23 protein-coding genes are annotated in these 18,363 nt (G+C 66.6%); 14 read left to right on the forward strand and 9 right to left on the reverse strand.

Annotation, left to right across the window (positions count from 1 at the left end; translation table 11 throughout):
- Nucleotides 1-199: 199 nt before the first annotated feature.
- The 9 genes from flgJ to flgB all read right to left on the reverse strand — a co-directional run bounded on the left by flgJ (nt 200) and on the right by flgB (nt 7,889).
- Nucleotides 200-1,135 carry a flagellar assembly peptidoglycan hydrolase FlgJ gene (flgJ, locus tag WS78_RS18585; RefSeq protein ID WP_059578212.1) on the reverse strand — a complete coding sequence of 312 codons (936 nt, stop codon included), beginning with the start codon at nt 1,133-1,135 and terminating at the stop codon, nt 200-202.
- The gene (locus tag WS78_RS18590) at nt 1,136-2,329 is read right to left on the reverse strand and encodes a flagellar basal body P-ring protein FlgI (RefSeq protein ID WP_052145091.1); all 1,194 of its coding nucleotides are present in this window, start codon (nt 2,327-2,329) and stop codon (nt 1,136-1,138) included.
- A gap of 5 nt (nt 2,330-2,334) precedes the next feature.
- Nucleotides 2,335-3,057 (reverse strand): flagellar basal body L-ring protein FlgH, encoded by a 723-nt coding sequence (flgH, locus tag WS78_RS18595; protein WP_038748409.1) that lies wholly within the window; start codon nt 3,055-3,057, stop codon nt 2,335-2,337.
- Nucleotides 3,058-3,077: 20 nt separating this feature from the next.
- A complete protein-coding gene (gene flgG, locus WS78_RS18600; RefSeq protein WP_038748411.1) occupies nt 3,078-3,866 on the reverse strand; it encodes a flagellar basal-body rod protein FlgG in 789 nt (262 codons plus the stop codon).
- A gap of 32 nt (nt 3,867-3,898) precedes the next feature.
- Nucleotides 3,899-4,660: a flagellar basal-body rod protein FlgF gene (gene flgF / locus WS78_RS18605; protein WP_038748414.1), complete on the reverse strand. Its 762-nt coding sequence runs from the start codon at nt 4,658-4,660 to the stop codon at nt 3,899-3,901.
- 25 nt (nt 4,661-4,685) lie between these two features.
- On the reverse strand, nt 4,686-5,927 hold the full coding sequence (gene flgE, locus WS78_RS18610; RefSeq protein ID WP_059578208.1) for a flagellar hook protein FlgE: 1,242 nt from the start codon (nt 5,925-5,927) through the stop codon (nt 4,686-4,688).
- Nucleotides 5,928-5,954: 27 nt separating this feature from the next.
- Complete coding sequence (gene flgD, locus WS78_RS18615) at nt 5,955-6,830, reverse strand: flagellar hook assembly protein FlgD (protein ID WP_059578202.1); 876 nt, start codon at nt 6,828-6,830, stop codon at nt 5,955-5,957.
- A gap of 52 nt (nt 6,831-6,882) precedes the next feature.
- Nucleotides 6,883-7,308 carry a flagellar basal body rod protein FlgC gene (gene flgC, locus WS78_RS18620; RefSeq protein WP_038748420.1) on the reverse strand — a complete coding sequence of 142 codons (426 nt, stop codon included), beginning with the start codon at nt 7,306-7,308 and terminating at the stop codon, nt 6,883-6,885.
- Nucleotides 7,309-7,397: 89 nt separating this feature from the next.
- Entirely contained in the window at nt 7,398-7,889 is a 492-nt protein-coding gene (flgB, locus tag WS78_RS18625) for a flagellar basal body rod protein FlgB (protein WP_038748422.1), read from the reverse strand.
- A gap of 235 nt (nt 7,890-8,124) precedes the next feature.
- On the opposite strand from flgB, the gene flgA reads away from it, so the two are divergent.
- The 14 genes from flgA to WS78_RS18700 all read left to right on the forward strand — a co-directional run bounded on the left by flgA (nt 8,125) and on the right by WS78_RS18700 (nt 18,096).
- Entirely contained in the window at nt 8,125-9,681 is a 1,557-nt protein-coding gene (gene flgA, locus WS78_RS37150) for a flagellar basal body P-ring formation chaperone FlgA (protein WP_059578199.1), read from the forward strand.
- Between the two features lie 103 nt (nt 9,682-9,784).
- A complete protein-coding gene (flgM, locus tag WS78_RS18640) occupies nt 9,785-10,129 on the forward strand; it encodes a flagellar biosynthesis anti-sigma factor FlgM (protein WP_038748426.1) in 345 nt (114 codons plus the stop codon).
- Between the two features lie 25 nt (nt 10,130-10,154).
- Nucleotides 10,155-10,649 (forward strand): flagella synthesis protein FlgN, encoded by a 495-nt coding sequence (locus tag WS78_RS18645; RefSeq protein WP_161788665.1) that lies wholly within the window; start codon nt 10,155-10,157, stop codon nt 10,647-10,649.
- Nucleotides 10,650-11,695: 1,046 nt separating this feature from the next.
- A complete protein-coding gene (locus tag WS78_RS18650; protein WP_006024230.1) occupies nt 11,696-11,986 on the forward strand; it encodes a RebB family R body protein in 291 nt (96 codons plus the stop codon).
- A gap of 32 nt (nt 11,987-12,018) precedes the next feature.
- Complete coding sequence (locus WS78_RS18655) at nt 12,019-12,288, forward strand: RebB family R body protein (protein ID WP_006024229.1); 270 nt, start codon at nt 12,019-12,021, stop codon at nt 12,286-12,288.
- Nucleotides 12,289-12,326: 38 nt separating this feature from the next.
- On the forward strand, nt 12,327-12,593 hold the full coding sequence (locus WS78_RS18660; protein WP_038748430.1) for a RebB family R body protein: 267 nt from the start codon (nt 12,327-12,329) through the stop codon (nt 12,591-12,593).
- 54 nt (nt 12,594-12,647) lie between these two features.
- Complete coding sequence (locus tag WS78_RS18665; protein WP_006024227.1) at nt 12,648-12,920, forward strand: RebB family R body protein; 273 nt, start codon at nt 12,648-12,650, stop codon at nt 12,918-12,920.
- An 88-nt stretch (nt 12,921-13,008) separates the two neighbouring features.
- The gene (locus WS78_RS18670) at nt 13,009-13,200 is read left to right on the forward strand and encodes a RebB family R body protein (RefSeq protein ID WP_038748432.1); all 192 of its coding nucleotides are present in this window, start codon (nt 13,009-13,011) and stop codon (nt 13,198-13,200) included.
- Between the two features lie 5 nt (nt 13,201-13,205).
- Nucleotides 13,206-13,739, forward strand: coding sequence for a RebB family R body protein (locus tag WS78_RS18675; RefSeq protein WP_059578194.1), 534 nt, complete (start codon nt 13,206-13,208; stop codon nt 13,737-13,739).
- 49 nt (nt 13,740-13,788) lie between these two features.
- Nucleotides 13,789-14,136, forward strand: coding sequence for a hypothetical protein (locus tag WS78_RS18680; RefSeq protein ID WP_038748436.1), 348 nt, complete (start codon nt 13,789-13,791; stop codon nt 14,134-14,136).
- A gap of 42 nt (nt 14,137-14,178) precedes the next feature.
- Nucleotides 14,179-15,279: a hypothetical protein gene (locus WS78_RS18685; RefSeq protein ID WP_038748438.1), complete on the forward strand. Its 1,101-nt coding sequence runs from the start codon at nt 14,179-14,181 to the stop codon at nt 15,277-15,279.
- Nucleotides 15,280-15,335: 56 nt separating this feature from the next.
- Complete coding sequence (locus WS78_RS18690; protein ID WP_226377168.1) at nt 15,336-15,605, forward strand: hypothetical protein; 270 nt, start codon at nt 15,336-15,338, stop codon at nt 15,603-15,605.
- Nucleotides 15,602-15,958 (forward strand): hypothetical protein, encoded by a 357-nt coding sequence (locus WS78_RS18695; protein ID WP_038748441.1) that lies wholly within the window; start codon nt 15,602-15,604, stop codon nt 15,956-15,958. The genes WS78_RS18690 and WS78_RS18695 overlap by 4 nt, the downstream gene beginning before the upstream one ends.
- Nucleotides 15,959-16,140: 182 nt before the next feature.
- Nucleotides 16,141-18,096, forward strand: coding sequence for a hypothetical protein (locus WS78_RS18700; protein WP_226377169.1), 1,956 nt, complete (start codon nt 16,141-16,143; stop codon nt 18,094-18,096).
- Nucleotides 18,097-18,363 lie beyond the last annotated feature (267 nt).

Here is an 18,363-nt window from a genome sequence, read left to right on the forward strand (position 1 = left end):
ATCTCGATGCGCCTGGCGGACTTCGGGGGCGCGTTATGACCAGGCGCGATCCGCCCGATCGTTGGTCTCTCACGTTTAGCGGCAACAGCAGCGCAAAGTTTAGATCGAAACCCGAGTTTATTTTTTCAGCAAACGTTAAAACCGCGCGAGGCCAGGCCTGGCGCGGTCCGAAATGTACCGAACGGTTGCTCGGCTTGCGTCAGCCGATCTGCTGCATGATCGAAATCAGCTTTTTCGCGTAGTGCGGATCGGTCGCATAGCCGGCCTTCTGCATCCCGTGCGCGAAGCCTTCCGCGCTCTGCCCCGAGTTCAGCACGCCCGCGTAGCGCGGGTTGTTCTTCAACAGGCTCGCGTAGTCGGTCATCGCGTGCTCGTACGAGTCGTACGCGCGGAACTGCGCGACGACGCGGTGCGGCTTGCCGTTCGAATACTCGGTCGTGACGGCCGACACCGTGCGCCCCGTCCAGCCCTTCGTCGCCTTGATGCCGAATACGTTGTAGCTCGATTCGCCGTTCGCGCCGCGGATCTCGCGCTTGCCCCAGCCCGATTCGAGCGCCGCCTGGCCGACGATGAAGCGCGCCGGAATGCCGGTGGCCGCGCTCGCCGCCTGCGCGGCGCCCGCCATCTTCTCGACGAACGCGGCCGCCCGCTCGGAGCCGCCGTTGCCCTTGAGCGGCGGCGTGAGCGCGCTCGCCGCCGAATAGCCGCGCTTGCCCGCGAGCGCGCCGTTGCCGGGCGCCCCGTTCGCGTTCGCATACGCCTTCGCGAGCGCGCTCATCGCGGCCATGCCGCCTTCGCTCTGCGTGTCGGGCGCGACATTCGCGTTGCGCATCAGCTGCTTCGTCAGCGCGTCGGCGACGCCGATTCCCTTCGACGACAGCTGCTGCGCGAGCTGCTGGTCGAGCATCGACGTGTACGTCTTCGTCGAGTTCGAATCGAACGGGCTGTCCGACGGCGTCGCGTCGCGCATGCTCTTGAGCATCATCTGCGTGAACATCGCGTCGAACTGGCCCGCGACCATCTTCACGCCTTCGCGCGGCGTCGCCGCCGCGGCCTTCGAGCGCAGCGCGTCGAACCCTTGAACGTCGAGCGCGAAGCGCTGCGACAGATCGTTCGCTTTCGTGAAAGTCGTCACTTAGATGATCTCCAGATCCGCGCGCAGCGCGCCCGCCGCCTTCATCGCCTGAAGGATCGACATCAGATCCGCGGGCGTCGCGCCGAGCGAGTTGAGCGCCTTCACCACTTCGGCGAGGTTCGCGCCCGCCGTCACCATCCGCAGCGAGCCGTTGTCCTGCTTGAGCTGGATCTGCGACTGCTGCGCGACGACCGTCTGGCCATTCGAGAACGGCCCCGGCTGCGACACGACGGGCTGCGTATTGACGATGACCGACAGATTGCCGTGCGCGACCGCGCAGTTCTGCAGCGTCACCATCTGATTCATCACGATCGAGCCCGTGCGCGCGTTCAGGATCACCTTCGCCGCCGCCTTCTCGGGGCTCACTTCGAGGTTCTGCAGCCGCGCCATGAACGCGACCTGCTGCGCCGAATCGGCGGGCGCCGTCAGCTGGATCGTGCGGCCGTCGAGCGCCGTCGCGGTGCCCGCGCCGAAGCTCGAGTTCACCGCCGACACGATCCGCTGCGCGGTGCCGTAATCCATGTCGTTCAATTGCAGCTGCAGCGTGCCGTTCATCTGCGCGAGCGCGTTCGGCACCGAGCGCTCGACGATCGCGCCGCCCGCGACCCGCCCCGCCGCGAGCTGGTTCACCTGCACGCGGCTGCCGTTCGCCGCCGCGCCCGCGCCGCCCACCGCCATGTTGCCCTGCGCGAGCGCGTACACCTGGCCGTCCGCGCCCTTCAGGGGCGTGAGCAGCAGCGTGCCGCCGCGCAGGCTCTTCGCGTTGCCGAGCGACGACACCGTCACGTCGATCGCCTCGCCCGGCCGCGCGAACGGCGGCAGCGTCGCCGTCACCATCACCGCGGCGACGTTCTTCAGCTGCATGTTCGTCATCGCCGACGAGCCGCCGCCGTTCGCCGCGCCGTTGTTGATCGAGATGCCGAGGTTCGCGAGCATGTTCGCGAGCGTCTGCGTGGTGAACGGCGTCTGCATCGTCTGGTCGCCGGTGCCGTCGAGGCCGACGACGAGGCCGTAGCCGATCAGCGGGTTGTCGCGCACGCCCTGGATCTGCGCGAGATCCTTCAGGCGCTCCGCGCGCGCGGCGACGGGCGCGAATGCGAGCGCGAGCGCGCAGGCGGCGAGCGCGCAGCGCGCCGCCGCGCGGCGATTCGATCGGACGAGAGGGCGCACGACGCGCGCGAGCAAGGTACGCATCGTCTTCACCACGGCGCGATGTTGAGGAAGAAGCGTTGCAGCCAGCCCATCGTCTCGGCTTCGTTGATGTAGCCCTTCGCCGAGTATTCGATCTTCGCGTCCGCGACCTGCGTCGAGTAGACCGAGTTCTGGCCCGAGATCGTGTTCGGATTGACGACGCCCGAGAAGCGCACGAATTCGTTGCCCTGGTTGATGAGCATCTGCTTCTCGCCGCTGACGATGAGGTTGCCGTTCGGCAGCACGTTCGTCACCGTCACGGTGATCGTGCCGTTGAACGTGTTCGCCGCGCTCGCGCCGCCCGTCGCGGTGAACTTGTTCGCGCCCTCCGCCGACAGGTTCGCCTTGTTGAAGAGGCCGCCCAAGAAGCCCGCCGTCGGCACGTCGAAGCTCGTGTTGCCCTGCCGGTTCGTGTTCGCGCCAGACGACTTCGTCGCGTTGATGTTCTCCGCGATCACGATCGTCAGGATGTCGCCGACGTTGCGCGGCCGCTGATCCTCGAAGAGCGGCCGGCCCGCGTAGCCCGGGTTGTAGATCGAGCCGGGCGCCTGCATCGCGGGCGGCATCGGCGGCGGCGCCGACATCGGCTGCTGCGTGATCGGCTCGCGCGGCAGCTGCGCGCAGCCCGCGAGCGCGAGCGCGGCGGCGGCGAGCGCGGCGGCGGCCGGACGGCGCGCGGCCGCGACGCGCGCGCGGCGCGCCGATGGCGGAAGGAAACGAACCTGCTTCATGGCTTCTGACCTGGGGCCCGTTAGCGCGACATCTGCGTAACGGTCTGCAGCATCTGGTCGGACGTCGTCACGGCCTTGCTGTTGATTTCGTACGCGCGCTGCGTCTGGATCATGTTGACGAGCTCCTGAACGACGTTCACGTTCGACGATTCGACATAGCCCTGCTTGAGCGTGCCCGCGCCGTTCAGGCCCGGCTGCGACACGTTCGGCTGCCCCGACGACGTCGTCTCCGCGAACAGGTTCTCGCCCTTCGCGTCGAGGCCGGCCGGGTTGATGAACGTCGCGATCTGGAGCGCGCCGATCTGCACCGCGTTGTTCGAGCCCGGCTGCGTGATCGACACGACGCCGTCGCTGCCGATCGTGAGCGACGTCGCGTTCTGCGGAATCGTGATCGCCGGAATCACCTGATAGCCGCTCGACGTGACGAGCTGGCCCTGCGCGTTGGTCTGGAACGAGCCGTCGCGCGTGTACGCATTCGTGCCGTCCGGCATCAGCACCTGGAAGAAGCCCTGGCCGTTGATCGCGATGTCTTTCGAGCCGCCCGTCTGCTGCAGGCTGCCCTGCGTATACAGCCGCTCGGTCGCGACCTGCTGGACGCCCGTGCCGAGCTGCAGGCCCGACGGCAGCTCGGTCTGCTGCGTCGCGTTCGCGCCCGGCTGGCGGATGGTCTGGTACATCAGGTCCTCGAACACCGCGCGCGAGCCCTTGAAGCCGTTGGTGCTCACGTTCGCGAGGTTGTTCGAGATCACGTCCATCTGCGCCTGTTGCGCATTCATGCCGGTCGCGGCGATGTAAAGGGAACGGTTCACGTGTTGACTCCTTGTCTGGCGCTTCGCGGCGCTCAGCTGAAATTGAGCAGCTGGTTCGCCGCCTGCTCGTTCTGGTCGGCGGACTGGATCAGCTTCGTCTGCAATTCGAACGCGCGCGCGTTGTCGATCATCGACACCATCGCCGCCACCGGATTGACGTTGCTGCCTTCGAGCGAATTCGGCACGACCTTCACGGCCGGATCGGCGTCGGCGGGATTACCGTCCGCGGTGCGGAACAGGCCGTCGTTGCCGCGCGTCATCGTCGCGGCGTCGGGGTTCACGAGCTTCAGTTGATCGATCATCGCGACGGCGGTCGGCGGATCGCCCGGCATCAGCGCCGACACCGTGCCGTCCGCGCCGATCGTCAGCTGCGCGTTCGGCGGCACCGCGAGCGGGCCGCCGTTGCCGACGACGGGCAAGTTGCTCGCGGTCACGAGCTGCCCGTTCTCGTCCACGTGCAGGTTGCCCGCGCGCGTGTACGCCTCGCTGCCGTCCGGCAGCATCACGGACAGCCAGCCCGGCCCCTGAACCGCGACGTCGAGCGGATTGCCCGTGCGCTCGATCGGGCCCGACGTGAAGTCCGCGCCGGGCGTCGACGACAGCGTGTAGGTGCGCGTCGTCGCCGGATCGACGTTGCCGCTGCCGTCGTCGAAGTTCATCGGCACCGCGCGAAACGTCGCGAGCTGCGCGCGGAACCCCGTCGTCGACGCGTTCGCGAGGTTGTTCGCGACGACGGACTGCTGCTCGAGCGACTGCGTCGCGCCCGTCATCGCCGTATAGATCAGTCGGTCCATGGCTGGCTGTTGTCCGCGAAGGCGATTACAGGTTGATGAGCGTCTGGTCGACGGTCTGCTGCGTCTTGATCGTCTGCGCGTTCGCCTGGTAGTTGCGCTGCGCGGTGATCAAGTCGACGAGCTGGCTCGTCAGGTCGACGTTCGAGTTTTCGAGCGCGCTGCCTTGCAGCGTCCCGTGGTTCGTGCTGCCGGGCGCCGAGATCTGCGGCACGCCCGACGCGGCCGTCTCGACGTACTGGTTGTTGCCGACGTTCGCGAGGCCGTTCGGGTTGTTGAAGTTCGCGAGCACGATCTGGCCGAGCGTCGACGTCTGGCCGTTCGAGTAGTTGCCCGTGACCTTGCCGTCCGTGCCGATCGAGAAGGTCGTCAGCATGCCGCTCGCGAAGCCGTTCTGCGCGAGGTTGTTGATGCCGCTCTTGCCGCCGTACTGCGTCGTGCCGGTGAGGTCGAGCGTCAGGGTCTGCGGGTTCGCCGCGCCCGTCGTCGTCGGGATCGTGAACGAGAACTGGCCGACGTTCGTCGTCGGCGCGCCGCCCGGCACCGTCGTGCCCGTGATCGTGCCGCCCGTGTTGAAGCCGACCGCGCCGAGATCGGTCGGCGTCTGGCCGGACGGGCCCGCGTACGTCTCCCACTGGCCCGACGTCGCGCTCTTCACGAAATACAGGTTGACGTTCTGCGAGCCGCCGAGCGTGTCGAACACCTGCACCGACGTCGTGTAGTTGTAGCTCGTCGGATCGGAATAGTTGAACGGCGTCGTCGTCGGCACCGGATCTTGCGAGTTCAGGTTGAACTGGCCGGTGATCTTCGTCGTCGCGGTCGGCGCGATGTTGGTCGTCGGCGCCTGCAGCGGCACGGTCGCCGCGGTGTTGATCACGCCGTTCGCGTTCGCCGCGTAGCCCATCAGGTTCAGGCCCTGCGAGTTGACGATGTAGCCGTTCTTGTCGCGCTGGAACGTGCCGTCGCGCGAGTACGTGGTCACGCCGTTGTTCGACATCTGGAAGAAGCCGTTGCCGTTGATCGCGACGTTCAGCGACGACGTGCTGGACGAGATCGTGCCCTGGCTGAACTGCTGCTGCACCGACGCGAGCATCGTGCCGATGCCGATCGGGTTGTTCACGGCCGATGCGACCGAATTCGCGTACATGTCGGAAAACTGCGCGGTGCTGCCCTTGAAGCCCACCGTGTTGGCGTTCGCGATGTTGTTGCCGATCACGTCGAGATCGCTCGACGCGCCCGCCAAACCGCTCAAACCCTGTTGATAGCCCATCTCGGTCTCCGTAGCGAAGAAGCTGGATTAGTTGGTGGAAGACGAGGAGCTGCCGTTCGACGCGCTCTTCGTGTTCGGGAAAATCGACGCGACCTGGCTGAAGCCGACCGTCGAGCCGTTCGACAGCACGAGCCCCGGCGTGCCGTCCGCCTGCTTGACGACGCTCAGCACCTGCGCGGACGACAGCGTCGTGGGCGCGTACTGCTTGCCGGACGTGTCGGTGTAGCTCGCGCTGATCGTGTAGGTGCCGTCGGGCAGCGCGTTGCCGGCCGTGTCGGTCGGCGTCCAGTTGAACGGCACCGTGCCCGCCGACTGCGCGCCCGCGTTGATCGTGTTGACGACGACGCCCGACGCGTTCTTCACGGTGATCGTCAGGTTCGACACGGCGCTCGTGAGCTGCACGCCGAACGGCGAGGCCGCGCCGCTCTTGACGGGCACGGTGTTGCCCGGGGCGAGCACGTTCGAGCCGATCAGCATCGCCGCCTGGGTCTGCTGGCCCGCGGTGAGCTGCGACGACAGCGACGTGAGCGCCGTGTTCAGTTGCGCGATGCCGCTCACGGTGTTGATCTGCGCGAGCTGCGACGTCATCTGCGAGCTGTCGACGGGGCTCGTCGGGTCCTGATTCTTGAGTTGCGTGACGAGCAGCGTGAGGAACGTCGTCTGCAGGTCGGCCGCCGACGTCGTCGACAGCGAGCTCGCGACGTTGATGTTCGCGTTCGTGCCGCCGGTGCCGCCGGCGCCGTTCGTACCGTTCGTGCCGCTGGCGTTGCCGGCGCCGCTCGTGCCGCTCGCCGCGTTCGTGCCCGTCGTGCTCGACGATTGGCTGTTCGAGCTCATCGTGTCGAACGGCAGCGGGTTCACGGTGGTGCCGCTGCTGCCGATGGTCGTAAAGGAGGATGTCATCCCGGTTCGCCTTTCTCTGCTATGCGTGTTTCGGTCGATGGAAAGCCGCGCGTCAGCTGCCGATCGTCAGCGTCTTCAGCATCAGCTGCTTCGCGGTGTTGAGCGTCTCGACGTTCGCCTGGTACGAGCGCGACGCGGAAATCATGTTGACCATCTCCTGCACCGGATCGACGTTCGGCATCGTCACGTAGCCGTTCTGGTCGGCGGCGGGGTTCGACGGGTCGTAGGTCGTCTTCATCGGCGACGGATCGTCGATCACCTTGGTCACCTGCACGCCGCCGACGCCCTGGCCCGACGCGGTGCGCGCGCGCCCCATCGGCGCGGTCGCGAACACCACCTGCTTCGCCTTGTAGGGCTTGCCGTCGGGGCCCGTCGCGCTGTCGGCGTTCGCGAGATTCGACGCCGTCACGTTCAGACGCTGCGACTGGGCCGACATCGCGGAACCCGCAACATCGAAAATGTTCATCAATGAAGGCATGCGTACTCCTTATCGCGTTGCGCGCTCATTCAACCGTTTCCCGTGACGCGCGCGACACGCGGGAAAAAGCAAAGCGCCGAAGCGGCGCGTCACGAACTCGAATTCGACGTGATCGCGGCGATCATCGTCTTGATCTGCTGGGTCATCACCGTCATCCCGGCCTGGTAATGCACCGCGTTGTCGGCGAACTGCACGCGCTCGGTGTCGAGATCGACGGTGTTGCCGTCGAGCGCCGGCTGCTGCGGAATCCGGTACTGCGCGCGGCCGTAGTCGTCGCTCGGGCCGCCCGTCGGAATCAGCTTCACGTTGCCCGCGAGGTGCGCGCCCGACGTCGTCGCCATCGACATCCCGCCCGTCACGCCCGCCGGCTGAGCGAGCGGCAGTTGCGCCGCGTTGCCGGCGCTCGCCGCGCCGTCCTGCTTGAGCGCGCGGGCGAGCGTCGACGAGAAGTTGACGTCGCGCGCGCGGTAGCCGGGGGTGTCGGCGTTCGCGATGTTCGACGACAACAGTTCCTGCCGATATGCGCGCACGTCGAGCGCCTGGCGGCCGAATGCGAATTCGGCATCGAGTTTGTCCAGCATCTGCAAGCCTCCGTCTGAAGATGCGCCGCTCCTTCGCCGCCCGCGATCGACCGCGACGCTCAGTCGCTCGACCACGGGCGGCCAAAGAGGCTTTTTTCCATGAGACGCATGGTAGGCGGGCGACGCAACGGGCAATCGGGCGAATAACCGGCAAAGGGCCCCTCTATTCGCGGTTTGCCGGCGCTCGCCCATCCCTAGAATGCAACCCGTACCAAACGGTTTCGAGGAGGGCGCGATGACGACTGACGCAGGCCGCGCGACGCGCACGCGCTTCGCGGCGGCGCTCGCGCTGGCGGGCTGGATGTGCGGCGCGCTCGCGCAACAGGCGGGCGACGGCGGGATGATCGTGATTCCCGGGCGCGGCGAATCGGCGGAGACGGCGCTCGCGAACGCGGCGAACGCCGCGGGGGCCGGCACGCCGGGCGCGGCCGGCCGGAACGGAACGGGCCATGCGGCGGGCACAGGCGCGTGGAACGCGCAGGCCGCCGCCCAGGCGGCCGCCGTGTGGGCCGGCCGGACCGGCGCGGGATCGGACGATCCTGCCCGCCCCGCGACGGCAGCCGAACGAAACGACGGCCCGATCGTGATCGAACCGGGCCCGGCCGCATCGAGCGACCGGATCGCGGCACCGCCCGCCGTCGGGTGGAGCAGGCAAGCGAATGCGGCCGCGCCGGCAGGCGCGCGCAATGGGGGCGCGAATTCCGGGGGCGCGAACTCCGGGGGCGCGAACTCCGCATCGCCGACGGCCGGATCGAATCCTTCGGCAGGCACGGTGTCAGCGAGAGCCGGATGGCCCCCTCCGGGCGGCGCGAACGCGCCCATCCCCGCGAATCGGAACAACCCGGCGGCAAGCGTCGCCGCCGGCGCCAATCCCGCATTCCGCGCGGGCGCCGCGCCGCGCGCGCCGGCCGATGCGCAGCAGGTCGCGACGGTCGTCGCACGGGACGCGGGCGCGTCCGCCGGCCAGCCCGCCAACGCGCAGGCAACCGCCCAGCCGTGGCAGGCGCGGCGCGCGCAAGCCGCAGCCGCCACGCGAAGCGGCGTGCTTCCCGTGTCGTTGCGCGCGGAGCCCGCGCCGCGCGCGCTGCCGGCCCGTCCCGCGCCGCTTCGCACGGCGGCGGCCGCCGCGGCCCCGGTTGCGATTCCGGCCCCGATTCCGGTTCCGGCCGGCCAGCAGGACGGAGAAACGATCCGCCGCGCGGCGCTCGCGTTCCTGCAACAGCAGGCGGCGGGCCTGCCCGGCAAGACCACCATCACGGTCGCGCCAGCGTTCCCGCGCGGCCTCGCCGCATGCACGACGCTCGAGCCGTTCCTGCCGTCGGGCGCGCGCCTGTGGGGCCGCACGACGGTCGGCGTGCGCTGCGCGGGCGAGCGTCCGTGGACGATCTACCTGCAGGCGAAACTCGCCGTCCAGGCGACCTATTACATCGCGGCGCGCCAGATCGCGCCCGGCGAAACGCTGTCCGCCGCCGATCTCGTCGCGCGCGACGGCGACCTGACGACGCTGCCGCTCGCCGTGATCACCGATCCTCAGCAGGCGGTCGGCGCGACCGCGCTCACGCGCGTCGCGGCCGGGCTGCCGCTGCGCCAGGATCTGCTGAAGAGCGCGGCGTCGGTGTCGATCGGGCAGACGGTGCGGGTCGTCGCGTCGGGGCAGGGATTCACGATTTCGGCCGACGGCAGCGTGCTCAACAACGCGGCGCCCGGCCAGCAGGTGCGGGTGCGGATGGCGGCGGGCCAGATCGTCACGGCGATCGTCAAGGACGCCGCGACGGTCGAGATCCCCCTCTAAGATTGCAAACTTTCGTTGATTCAGGGATTTACCGAAAAACGGGTGCTAAAGTTCGGGCCGGCCTTGCCGTTATCGTGGTCAAACCCGTACAGGAAACACCATCGTGAAAGTCGATTCCACCACTACTTCGAACGCCCGCACGCTGTCGAACGCCAGTGCGGGCACGGCTCGCACGCAAGCCGGCCAGCCGGCCGCGGCTCAGGCGCCTGCCGGCGCCGCGAGCGCGCCGACGGGCGGGGATGCGAACGTGAGCCTGTCCGGCCTGTCGTCGACACTGCGCGGCCTGGCCGCCTCGGGCAGCGCCGACATCGATACCGCGCAGGTCGAGGCGATCCGGGACGCGATCAAGAACGGCACGCTGTCGATCGACACGGGCAAGATCGCCGACGGAATCCTGCAGACCGCCCGCGATTTGCTGAAGCAGCCGCCGCAAACGGGCAACAGCTGAGCCGGCTTCACGGCCGGACGACGGAATGCGTAACACGGCGCACGGACGGTCCGCGCGCCGCCAAGTCGAGCCAAACGAGATGAGAGACGAACTGCTGGCCACGGTCAACGACGAGCACGCGACGATCGAAGCGTTCGCGTCCCTGCTCGCCTACGAGGAAAAGGCGCTGACGACGGCATCGCCGATCGACGCGCTGCCGGGCATCGTCGACAGGAAAACCGAGCTGATCGAAAAGCTCGCGCAGCTCGAACGCCAGCGCGACACGCTGCTCGCGTCGCGCGGCCTGCCGGCCGGCAAGAAAGGAATGGATCGCGCGGCCGAAACCGACGCGCGCCTCGCGAACGGCTGGCAGTTGCTGCAGCAATCGGCCGAGCGCGCGCGCCACGCGAACGCGATCAACGGAATGCTGATCCGCATTCGGATGGACTACAACGAACGCACGCTCTCCGTGCTGCGCGCCGCGCCGCAGCGCAACGGCTTTTACGGGCCGGACGGCCGCGTCGCGACGGCCGCGCCCTAAATACGCCCCTCGATCGCCGGGCGCGGCTCGCGCGTCGGCACGGGCTCTCGAAGCAAGCCGAGCCGGCGTCGATCGTACTCATTCGCGACGATCGATATCGCGAATCGGCTTCATTCGCGCCGCCTGCCGGCGCCTTCGTCGGCCCCGCTCATCCCTCGGACGCCACAAGCTGACTCGCGCGCGAGCGCCGGACGATGGCTGTCCCGAGCGCGGCGGAATGCGCGTGAATCGTTGCCCTGCCCGGCGCCCCATGTTCCCGTCGCCCGATTGCCCCGAATCCGGCGACGCGCATCGCCCCGACTTTTCCTCCCCTGACTCATTACGCGTGGACGACCTGGCGGCTCCGGCGTCGCCCGTTTGCACGCGTCGCAAACCGGGATTCGACCGGGCTCCGCTTCCCGCGCCGGAATCGAGCGGGGAACCCGAGGCCGCCTGCCTCTGCCTCTGCCTCTGCCTCTGCCTCTGCCTCTGCCTCTGCCTCTGCCTCTGCCTCTGCCTCTGCCTCTGCCGTTGCCGTTGCGGTTGCGGTTGCGGTTGCGGTTGCGGTTGCCGCCACCGCACCGCGACCACCGCCGCCGCTACCGCTGCCACCGCCGCTGCCGCCGCTGCCGCCGCTGCCGCCGCAAACCATCACATCGCATGACGCTGCGTCGAGGCAAGACGTCCCGGCCGCCGGTTCACGCATCGTCCGCGCCGCTGGCCATCGAAGCGGCACCCGAGACTTCTTATCCGGCCGGCGGCGCCCTTTCACGTCCGCCCGAATCCAATCGGAACTTCCCCCGCAAATCGGCGCTTTTTCCGCACGCCGCATTCCGCTCCACGACGGAAATCGAGGCCGACACGGCGAATTCGCTGATCCGCGCGGCCCGTTCATTCGGCCGATTACGACCGCTTTTCCGATTCGGCGCCGCGTTTTCCGTAGATCGCGCCAATTGCGCCCACGGTTGCTTTCCTAAGATGTTTTCACGGACCTACCAAGCGACGCAGGGTTCGTACCGAAAACACATCCCGCCGAAAGGCAGCTTCATGTTCATCAAGGAGCAACCATGGCATTTCCGACCAGCGTCAACGACCAGATCACCGATTCCGTCACCCAGGCCAATACCAAGGTATTGGGCGATGCGCCGGCGATCGCGATGGGCAACCTCTATCAGGCCACGGCGCAAGCGCTCGCCAATACCGCCCACAACGCCACCAACGCTCAGCAGCAAAGCTACGTCACCACTCAAGCCGCCACCACGATGGGCGTGGCGACGCTGTACTCGCTCGACACCGCCGCCACCGGCGTATCGACCAAGGACATCCTGAGCACCGGCGTTCGCGGCCTCGGCAGCTGATCGCCCAAGCCCAATTCATTGAGGAGCCCGACATGGCTTTTCCGACCAGCGTCAATGACCAGATCACCGATTCCGTCACCCAGGCCAACACCAAAGTGCTGGGCGACGCGCCGGCCATCGCGATGGGCAACCTGTACCAGGCTACGGCGCAAGCCTTGGCCAACGCGGCGCACAACGCGACCTACGCGCAGCAACAGAGCTACGTCACGGCGCAAGCCGCCACCACGATGGGCGTCGCGACGCTGTACTCGCTCGACACGGCCACGACCGGGATCGCCACCACCAAGATCCTCGGCACTTGAGGACTGCCGGCGACCGTTGACACCAAGGAGTTGAGCACATGGCCTTTCCCACCGCCGTCAACAACCAGGTTACCGATTCGGTGACCCAGGCGAACACCCAGGTGCTGGGGGTGTCTGCGTCCATTGCGATGGGCAACCTGTACCAGGCCACGGCGCAGGCCTTGGCCAACGCGGCACACAACGCGACCCTGGCGCAACAGCAGATGTACGTCACGGCGCAGGCTGCGACCACGATGGGCGTCGCGCTACTGTACTCGTTGGATACCGGCAGTACGGCAATGGCGACCAAGAAGATCCTCGGCTGAGGGTCCTGCGTCGATCACCACGCCTCGTCATCCATATATTAAGGAGTATGAATCATGGCATTTCCCACTTCAGTCAACAGCCAGATCACCGATTCGGTCTCGCAAGTCAACACGAAGGTACTGGGCGACGCGCCATCCGTCGCGATGGGCAACCTGTACGTGGCGACGAGCCAGGCGCTGTCGAACGCCGCCCACAACGCCACGAACAATCAGCAGCAATCGTACGTGACGATGCAGGCGTCCACCACGCAGGCCGTGTCCACGCTGCTGACGGTGGAAACGGGCACCACGGGCGCCGCCACCGCGGAAATCCTCGGCCTGAAATAACCACGCGTGACGCCCGCGGCCGACGCACCGGGGTACGCGGGCGCCGCGCGCGCCAGCCATCGAGTATTCCGCTGAACCGGTCTGCGCGATGCCCGAGCTCGCCGTAGGTCAAACGGCCGCAGTCGCGATGGCAATGACCTATCTCGCGATGGCCGACAGCCTCGGCATCGCGATGAGCAATGCCGTCGCCAATCAGCAGCGAGGCCAGGTCATCGCCGGCGCGGCCACGACTCAGGTTCTCGCCTTGATCATCGCAAAGGGAAGCCAACAGGGAAGCTAACCGTCATGAGCACCGATGACAGCTCCGTCAACAGTCAAATCGTCGACGCCGTCAGCAACGTCGTCACGCTGACGACCGGCCAAGCGCCGTCACAAGCGTTCGGCATGCTCGACGCCGTCTTGCTGGAGACGCTCGGCATGGCAATGCACAACGCGGTGAGCCGCCAGCAAAGCGCAGGCATGATCAATTCGGCCGCGCTGACGGCCGCGTGCGCGAAGATCCTCGCCGTGCCGTTCCCGGTCCCGCCGCCGCCTCCGCCGCCCGCGCCGACGCCGCCGCCCGACGTGCATCCGCTGCCGGGCCCCGACGAATCATTGTCGCCCGTTTCCGTCGTGGAGGCGGCCGTCAAGGAAGGCGAGACCGCGTTCGGTGAAGCCAAGGCCGCCCTCGACGAGCTGAAGGTATCGGCCGACACGGCCGCGCAGGACGCGGGCGACGCCGAGTATGCGCTGGATCAGTTCGCACAATCGGTCACGGCGGCCCTATCGAAGCCCGGCGGCGACACGCCGATCCACGGCGGATCGGGCGGCAAGAGCTGACGGGGTTCATGCGGATCGCTGAACAATTCAATACACCGAAGGAAATGTCATGGACCCCTCGAAGGTGAACTCTCAAGTCATCGACGTGATCAACCAGAGCCAGCTCGCGACGATGAGCCCGCAGGTGGTGCTGACGAGCGGCGCGGGCAAGGCCTACCAGTCGGTCGCCCAATCGACCGCGCTCGCGGTACAGGACGCGACCGACGCGCTGCGCAACATCACCACGATCGCGACGACGGCCGCCGGCGTGGCGATGGCGCAGTTCCTCGCCACCGGCAAGCCGCAATACGCGGCGGCGCTCACCCAGGCGCAGGACATGATGAAGTCCGCGACCGACGACTACGCGAAGATCGGCACGGTCGCCGCGACCGTGCTCAAGGGCTTCCCGGCGGGCTGAAGCGGACGGTATGCACCCGCAGTCCGACCAAGGAGCATTGCCATGACCGTATCCGTTGCCGGCAAGTTGATACCGCAGCCCGACGCGCTGTCCGATATCGGAAAGCGGGCGCTCGAGTTCGTCGACGGCGGCACCGAGTGGCTCGACTGGGCCGCCACCGCGCCGACGGCGCGTTACGCCTTCGCGGACGAAACCGAGCTGATCGCCACGGTGCAGCAGGGGCTGCACGTGTCGCGGCATACGCTGCTGCCGCAACTCGGGCTGATGGTCAGTCCGGTGAAGCTCATGACGCTGAGCCTGGCCGACCTGAATGTCCTCGCGCGCGCCGAAAGCGGCGACGGCTCCTCCGTCGTGGCCGCGCAAGTCGCGAAGATTCTCTCGGAACACGGTCTCGTCACACGCGACGAACTGGCCGCGGGCGTCAGTTTTCTCGCACAACTCGGCGTCAAATCGGCGCCGCTGTTTCAGGCGCTCGGCTTCGACGAAAGCCTCGCGGTCACGAACCTCATGCACCTGCCGCAGAGCGCGAGGCAACAGCCGTTGCAGCAGGAAGCGGCGTCGTTCGCGTTGAAGCAGGCGCGCACCGTGCACGAGTTCTGCGACTTCTATCGGTTTTATCTCGACTATGCGGAACAACTGAACAGCAGCGCCGCCACGCCCGAGCGACGCGATGCCGCGGCTACCGACGCTTCGCAAGCGTTGCTGCGGGTTCTGTTCGGCGCGCTCGACTGCCCGCAAGTACAGGGCCTGGCCGGGCCGTCCGAAGTGGCGCAGACGGTGCGCAACTGGCTCGCTCAAGGCCGGCTGGTGGGTTTTGCGAGGTTGTCGCAGGGCGCGCAGCAGATCGTCCAGCACACCGCCTACAAGGGCGAGACCGGCGAGGCGGCCAAGCGCATCGTCGATCTCTTCATGCATGCGGCGCAGTCGTTTCTGGCGGCCCACCAGCCCGAGCGCGGCACGATGGGCCAGGATGGCGCGACATGTCTGTTCCTCGTCGAGTCGGCGCAGCTGCGCGCCGAATTGCAGTTGAGCGGCAACGGCGTGATTTCACTGAGCGACTTCGGCGCGAGACCTGCCGCGCCGGCGGCGCTTGCGACCATCGAGTCGGACCGAGCGTCCACAGAACAGGAGAACGCATCGTGAGCATTCCAAAGATATCGATTCAAGAGGTATCCGAACGAATGGAAGATCCGCAAACGGTGGCCGACCGGCTGCGCGTGTCGGCACCGTCCGGCGTCGCGCCGTCCATCACGCCGCGCATCACGCCGGCCGACGCGCCGCCGGACTTCTCGAGCGCGAGCGCCGTCGTCGCCGACATGCGCAGGGAAGCGCGCGCGAAGGCTGAGCAGATGGTGATGGAAGCCAGACAGGCGCTGCTGGAATCGCTGCATGCGTTGCACGCGACCGGAAAGGCCGATGCTGTTTCCGGCGTTGCGGCTGCGGCGTCGAAAAAGCGAGGCAAGCGATGAAACCTCAACGCAACGTATCGGCGACGAACCCGCCCGAGTCCATTTCGCAGATCGCCGAAACGCAGGCGCAAGAGGCGGTCGACAACGCGGTCGCGGCCAGCGACGAGGCGATGCGGGCCGCGTTGAGCAGCACGGCGCACGCCGGCGCGGCCGACGGCGGTCACGCCGCGCTCGACGAGGCGGCAAAGCTCGCGGAACAGGCGCTCGCGGCCGCGCTAAGCGGTGCGGCCGCGAGCGAAGCCGCCGTGGCGAACGCGTCGCGGCAAGCCGGCGAGGCCGAGACTCGCGCGGTCGAAGAAGCGCAGCGACTGGCCGAGCAGGCGATGGCGGCTGCGGCGGGGCGGGTGGAGTAGCGCATGGATACCCCCGACTTCGAGAGAGGTGCGCGTTCAGCTTGCAACCTTGTAACGAGCCAGGCCGCAATCAAATCGCTACGGAACGAGGCCGGGGGCTTGCCGGCCGTCGACGAAGAACTCGCCACGCTGCGGCGGCATTCGTCGAGTGCCGCCATCGGCGGTTTAGCTTAGGAGCACGTATGAAAGAAGAGCACGACCAGCGATCGGCACGGCGCGCGATGAGCGCCTGGCTGACCACGCAAATCAACAATGTGGCAAAGCCTGACGGCAATACGGCAACGCCTCACCCCATCGCAACGCCGGCTATCCGTGAATGCGTCTTGTCGGCGCTGCAGAAAATCGACACCGACATTGCCCAACTGAACCGATCGCTACAAGACAAGTACTGCCTAGCCCCGAACCGTGACCTGGTGAAGTTCTATATGAAGGGCGGCAATGCTTTCGAATGCGTACGGAATCCGACTGGGGCGGAAGCTAAGCAATACGGCGGCGGTACATCAGACTGGGATACGCAGATCATTGTCGACCCTTGGGCGCCGGTGCCGCTGCAGGCCATCATCTATGGCCTTCTGGAAGAACTGGTGATGAACACCATGATCGAAGCCGGCGCAGAAATCGCGTCGGTAGCTGGGGAATTCGTCAAAGAAACGGGCGACCGCTGGACAGACGAGCGAGCCACGCTCGATGGAGGGAAATGCTCAGCCTATACGCTTCAATACGACGACCCACAATCGCTGCGGCGGGTGTTCGACCAGCAGCGTCTCGGGCTCTGGACCAACGACCAGCGCCGGATATCTGATCCGAACATGTCGACCCAAGAGCAAAAGCGCATTCCCGGCATCCTGCTCAATGACGCAATCCGACCATTCATCCTGCACCGGCTTGGCTACACCTGGCACGCGAAGCTGGATCAACACGAACCGCCGGTCCGTCAAGAGAACGTGGGGGATATTCGCAAGCCGGTGCTGATGGAGCTGATCGACGTCACGCTGCCGCGGCGCGACACGATCGAGGCGGTGACGGTCTGGGAGGAACTGGCGCAGGGGCTAATCGAAATCGAAAAATACGATGTCGGAGTGAAAATGCCTGACGGCACCAATCCTTCCCACGGGCCCGTGAAGCTGCCGTTGCCGAACATCATGTATCACCTGCGAGAAATCGCCACGATGCTGTGCGAGATCGCAGACGGTAGCTCGCATCATCAGGACAAGCTCGCGAAACGTTTTACGCGCTTCAAACTAATCTGGGACAACGGTGACGCGAGTCAGTGGCAAGACATCATCCACGCACTTAGCGCAATGGCTGGCGCAAGCGACGGCGAGATGGCCAAGGTAATCGATCGCCACACGCCGTTTCCTAAACCCAACAGCACAGTCACCGAAAAGATCAAAGATCACGTCAAGGATGAAAAGCAGAAGGAAGACATCTTGGGGAATAAAGATCCGGCCTACCGCCTGGCCCGCAACTTGATGGACCGGATTGCCGACAGCGCAGCGAGCCAGGAAGGCTGTTTCGATCGAAAAGGCCATGTCAGCTTGACGTTGCCGATTCGCTTCGACAAGGAGCGGGCCCAATTAAGGCGATGGTTCGACGACGCGATAAAGAGGCTTCCCCCCGCCGTCGCCGCGGGCATACTCGAAGCCGCGTTCAGCGACGACCTGGTGTTAATCGGCTTCCTGGAACAGAACGAATACCTGTCACCGAGCAAGATTGGCTTTTCGGGGGTGTTTCAGGCCATGATGATTCGCGTGGCCACCAAGGTGCAAGTGGATGTGCTACTCGCGTTGTTCCAGACATTGCTCGATTCAGGCTCCGCCGGCGCCCAAAACGCTCGGCGGAAAAACTCGGTGCGTTTTCGAGTCTATAGCGTGCCGCGCGCCACCGGTGTCACCCATGAGTCGACGATGGTGGTGTTCAATGGGGGCAAGGCAATCGCTTATCTGTCCGTTACCACTGCAACGCGAGGCGAGGCGCCGTTCCGGCGCGACCCGGTCGATCCCGATCTGGACTACGCATCGCTGCCGGAAATCGCCGCGCAACGCAAAGTCGCTGCGGCTCTGATCGAGGACTACCTGGTTCGCCAGGCAATCTCGCGACAATACGAGGCGCTGAAAACGCTACTCCCCGTGATTTGATCGGTGGTGGCCGCAGAGGCCGCGCGGTGTCGCCTCGCGCGACACATCGATCGACATGCTCGTCGGAAAAGGACCAAGACCATGCCCTTTTACGCAGGCTTCGACACCGACATCTTCCCCGGCCCACTGCAGCTCGCCTGCCGGTTGCGGCTACCCAGGCGCGATGGCGTGGCAGCACCTGCAAAACCGCGTGTTGATGCCCGCAACGATGCAGGTGGAGCTGAGCGCGTCGAAGCTGAAAGACCCGTCCGCCCCGTCCATATCGCG

It is taken from the genome of Burkholderia savannae (genome assembly GCF_001524445.2).
Lineage (GTDB): Bacteria > Pseudomonadota > Gammaproteobacteria > Burkholderiales > Burkholderiaceae > Burkholderia > Burkholderia savannae.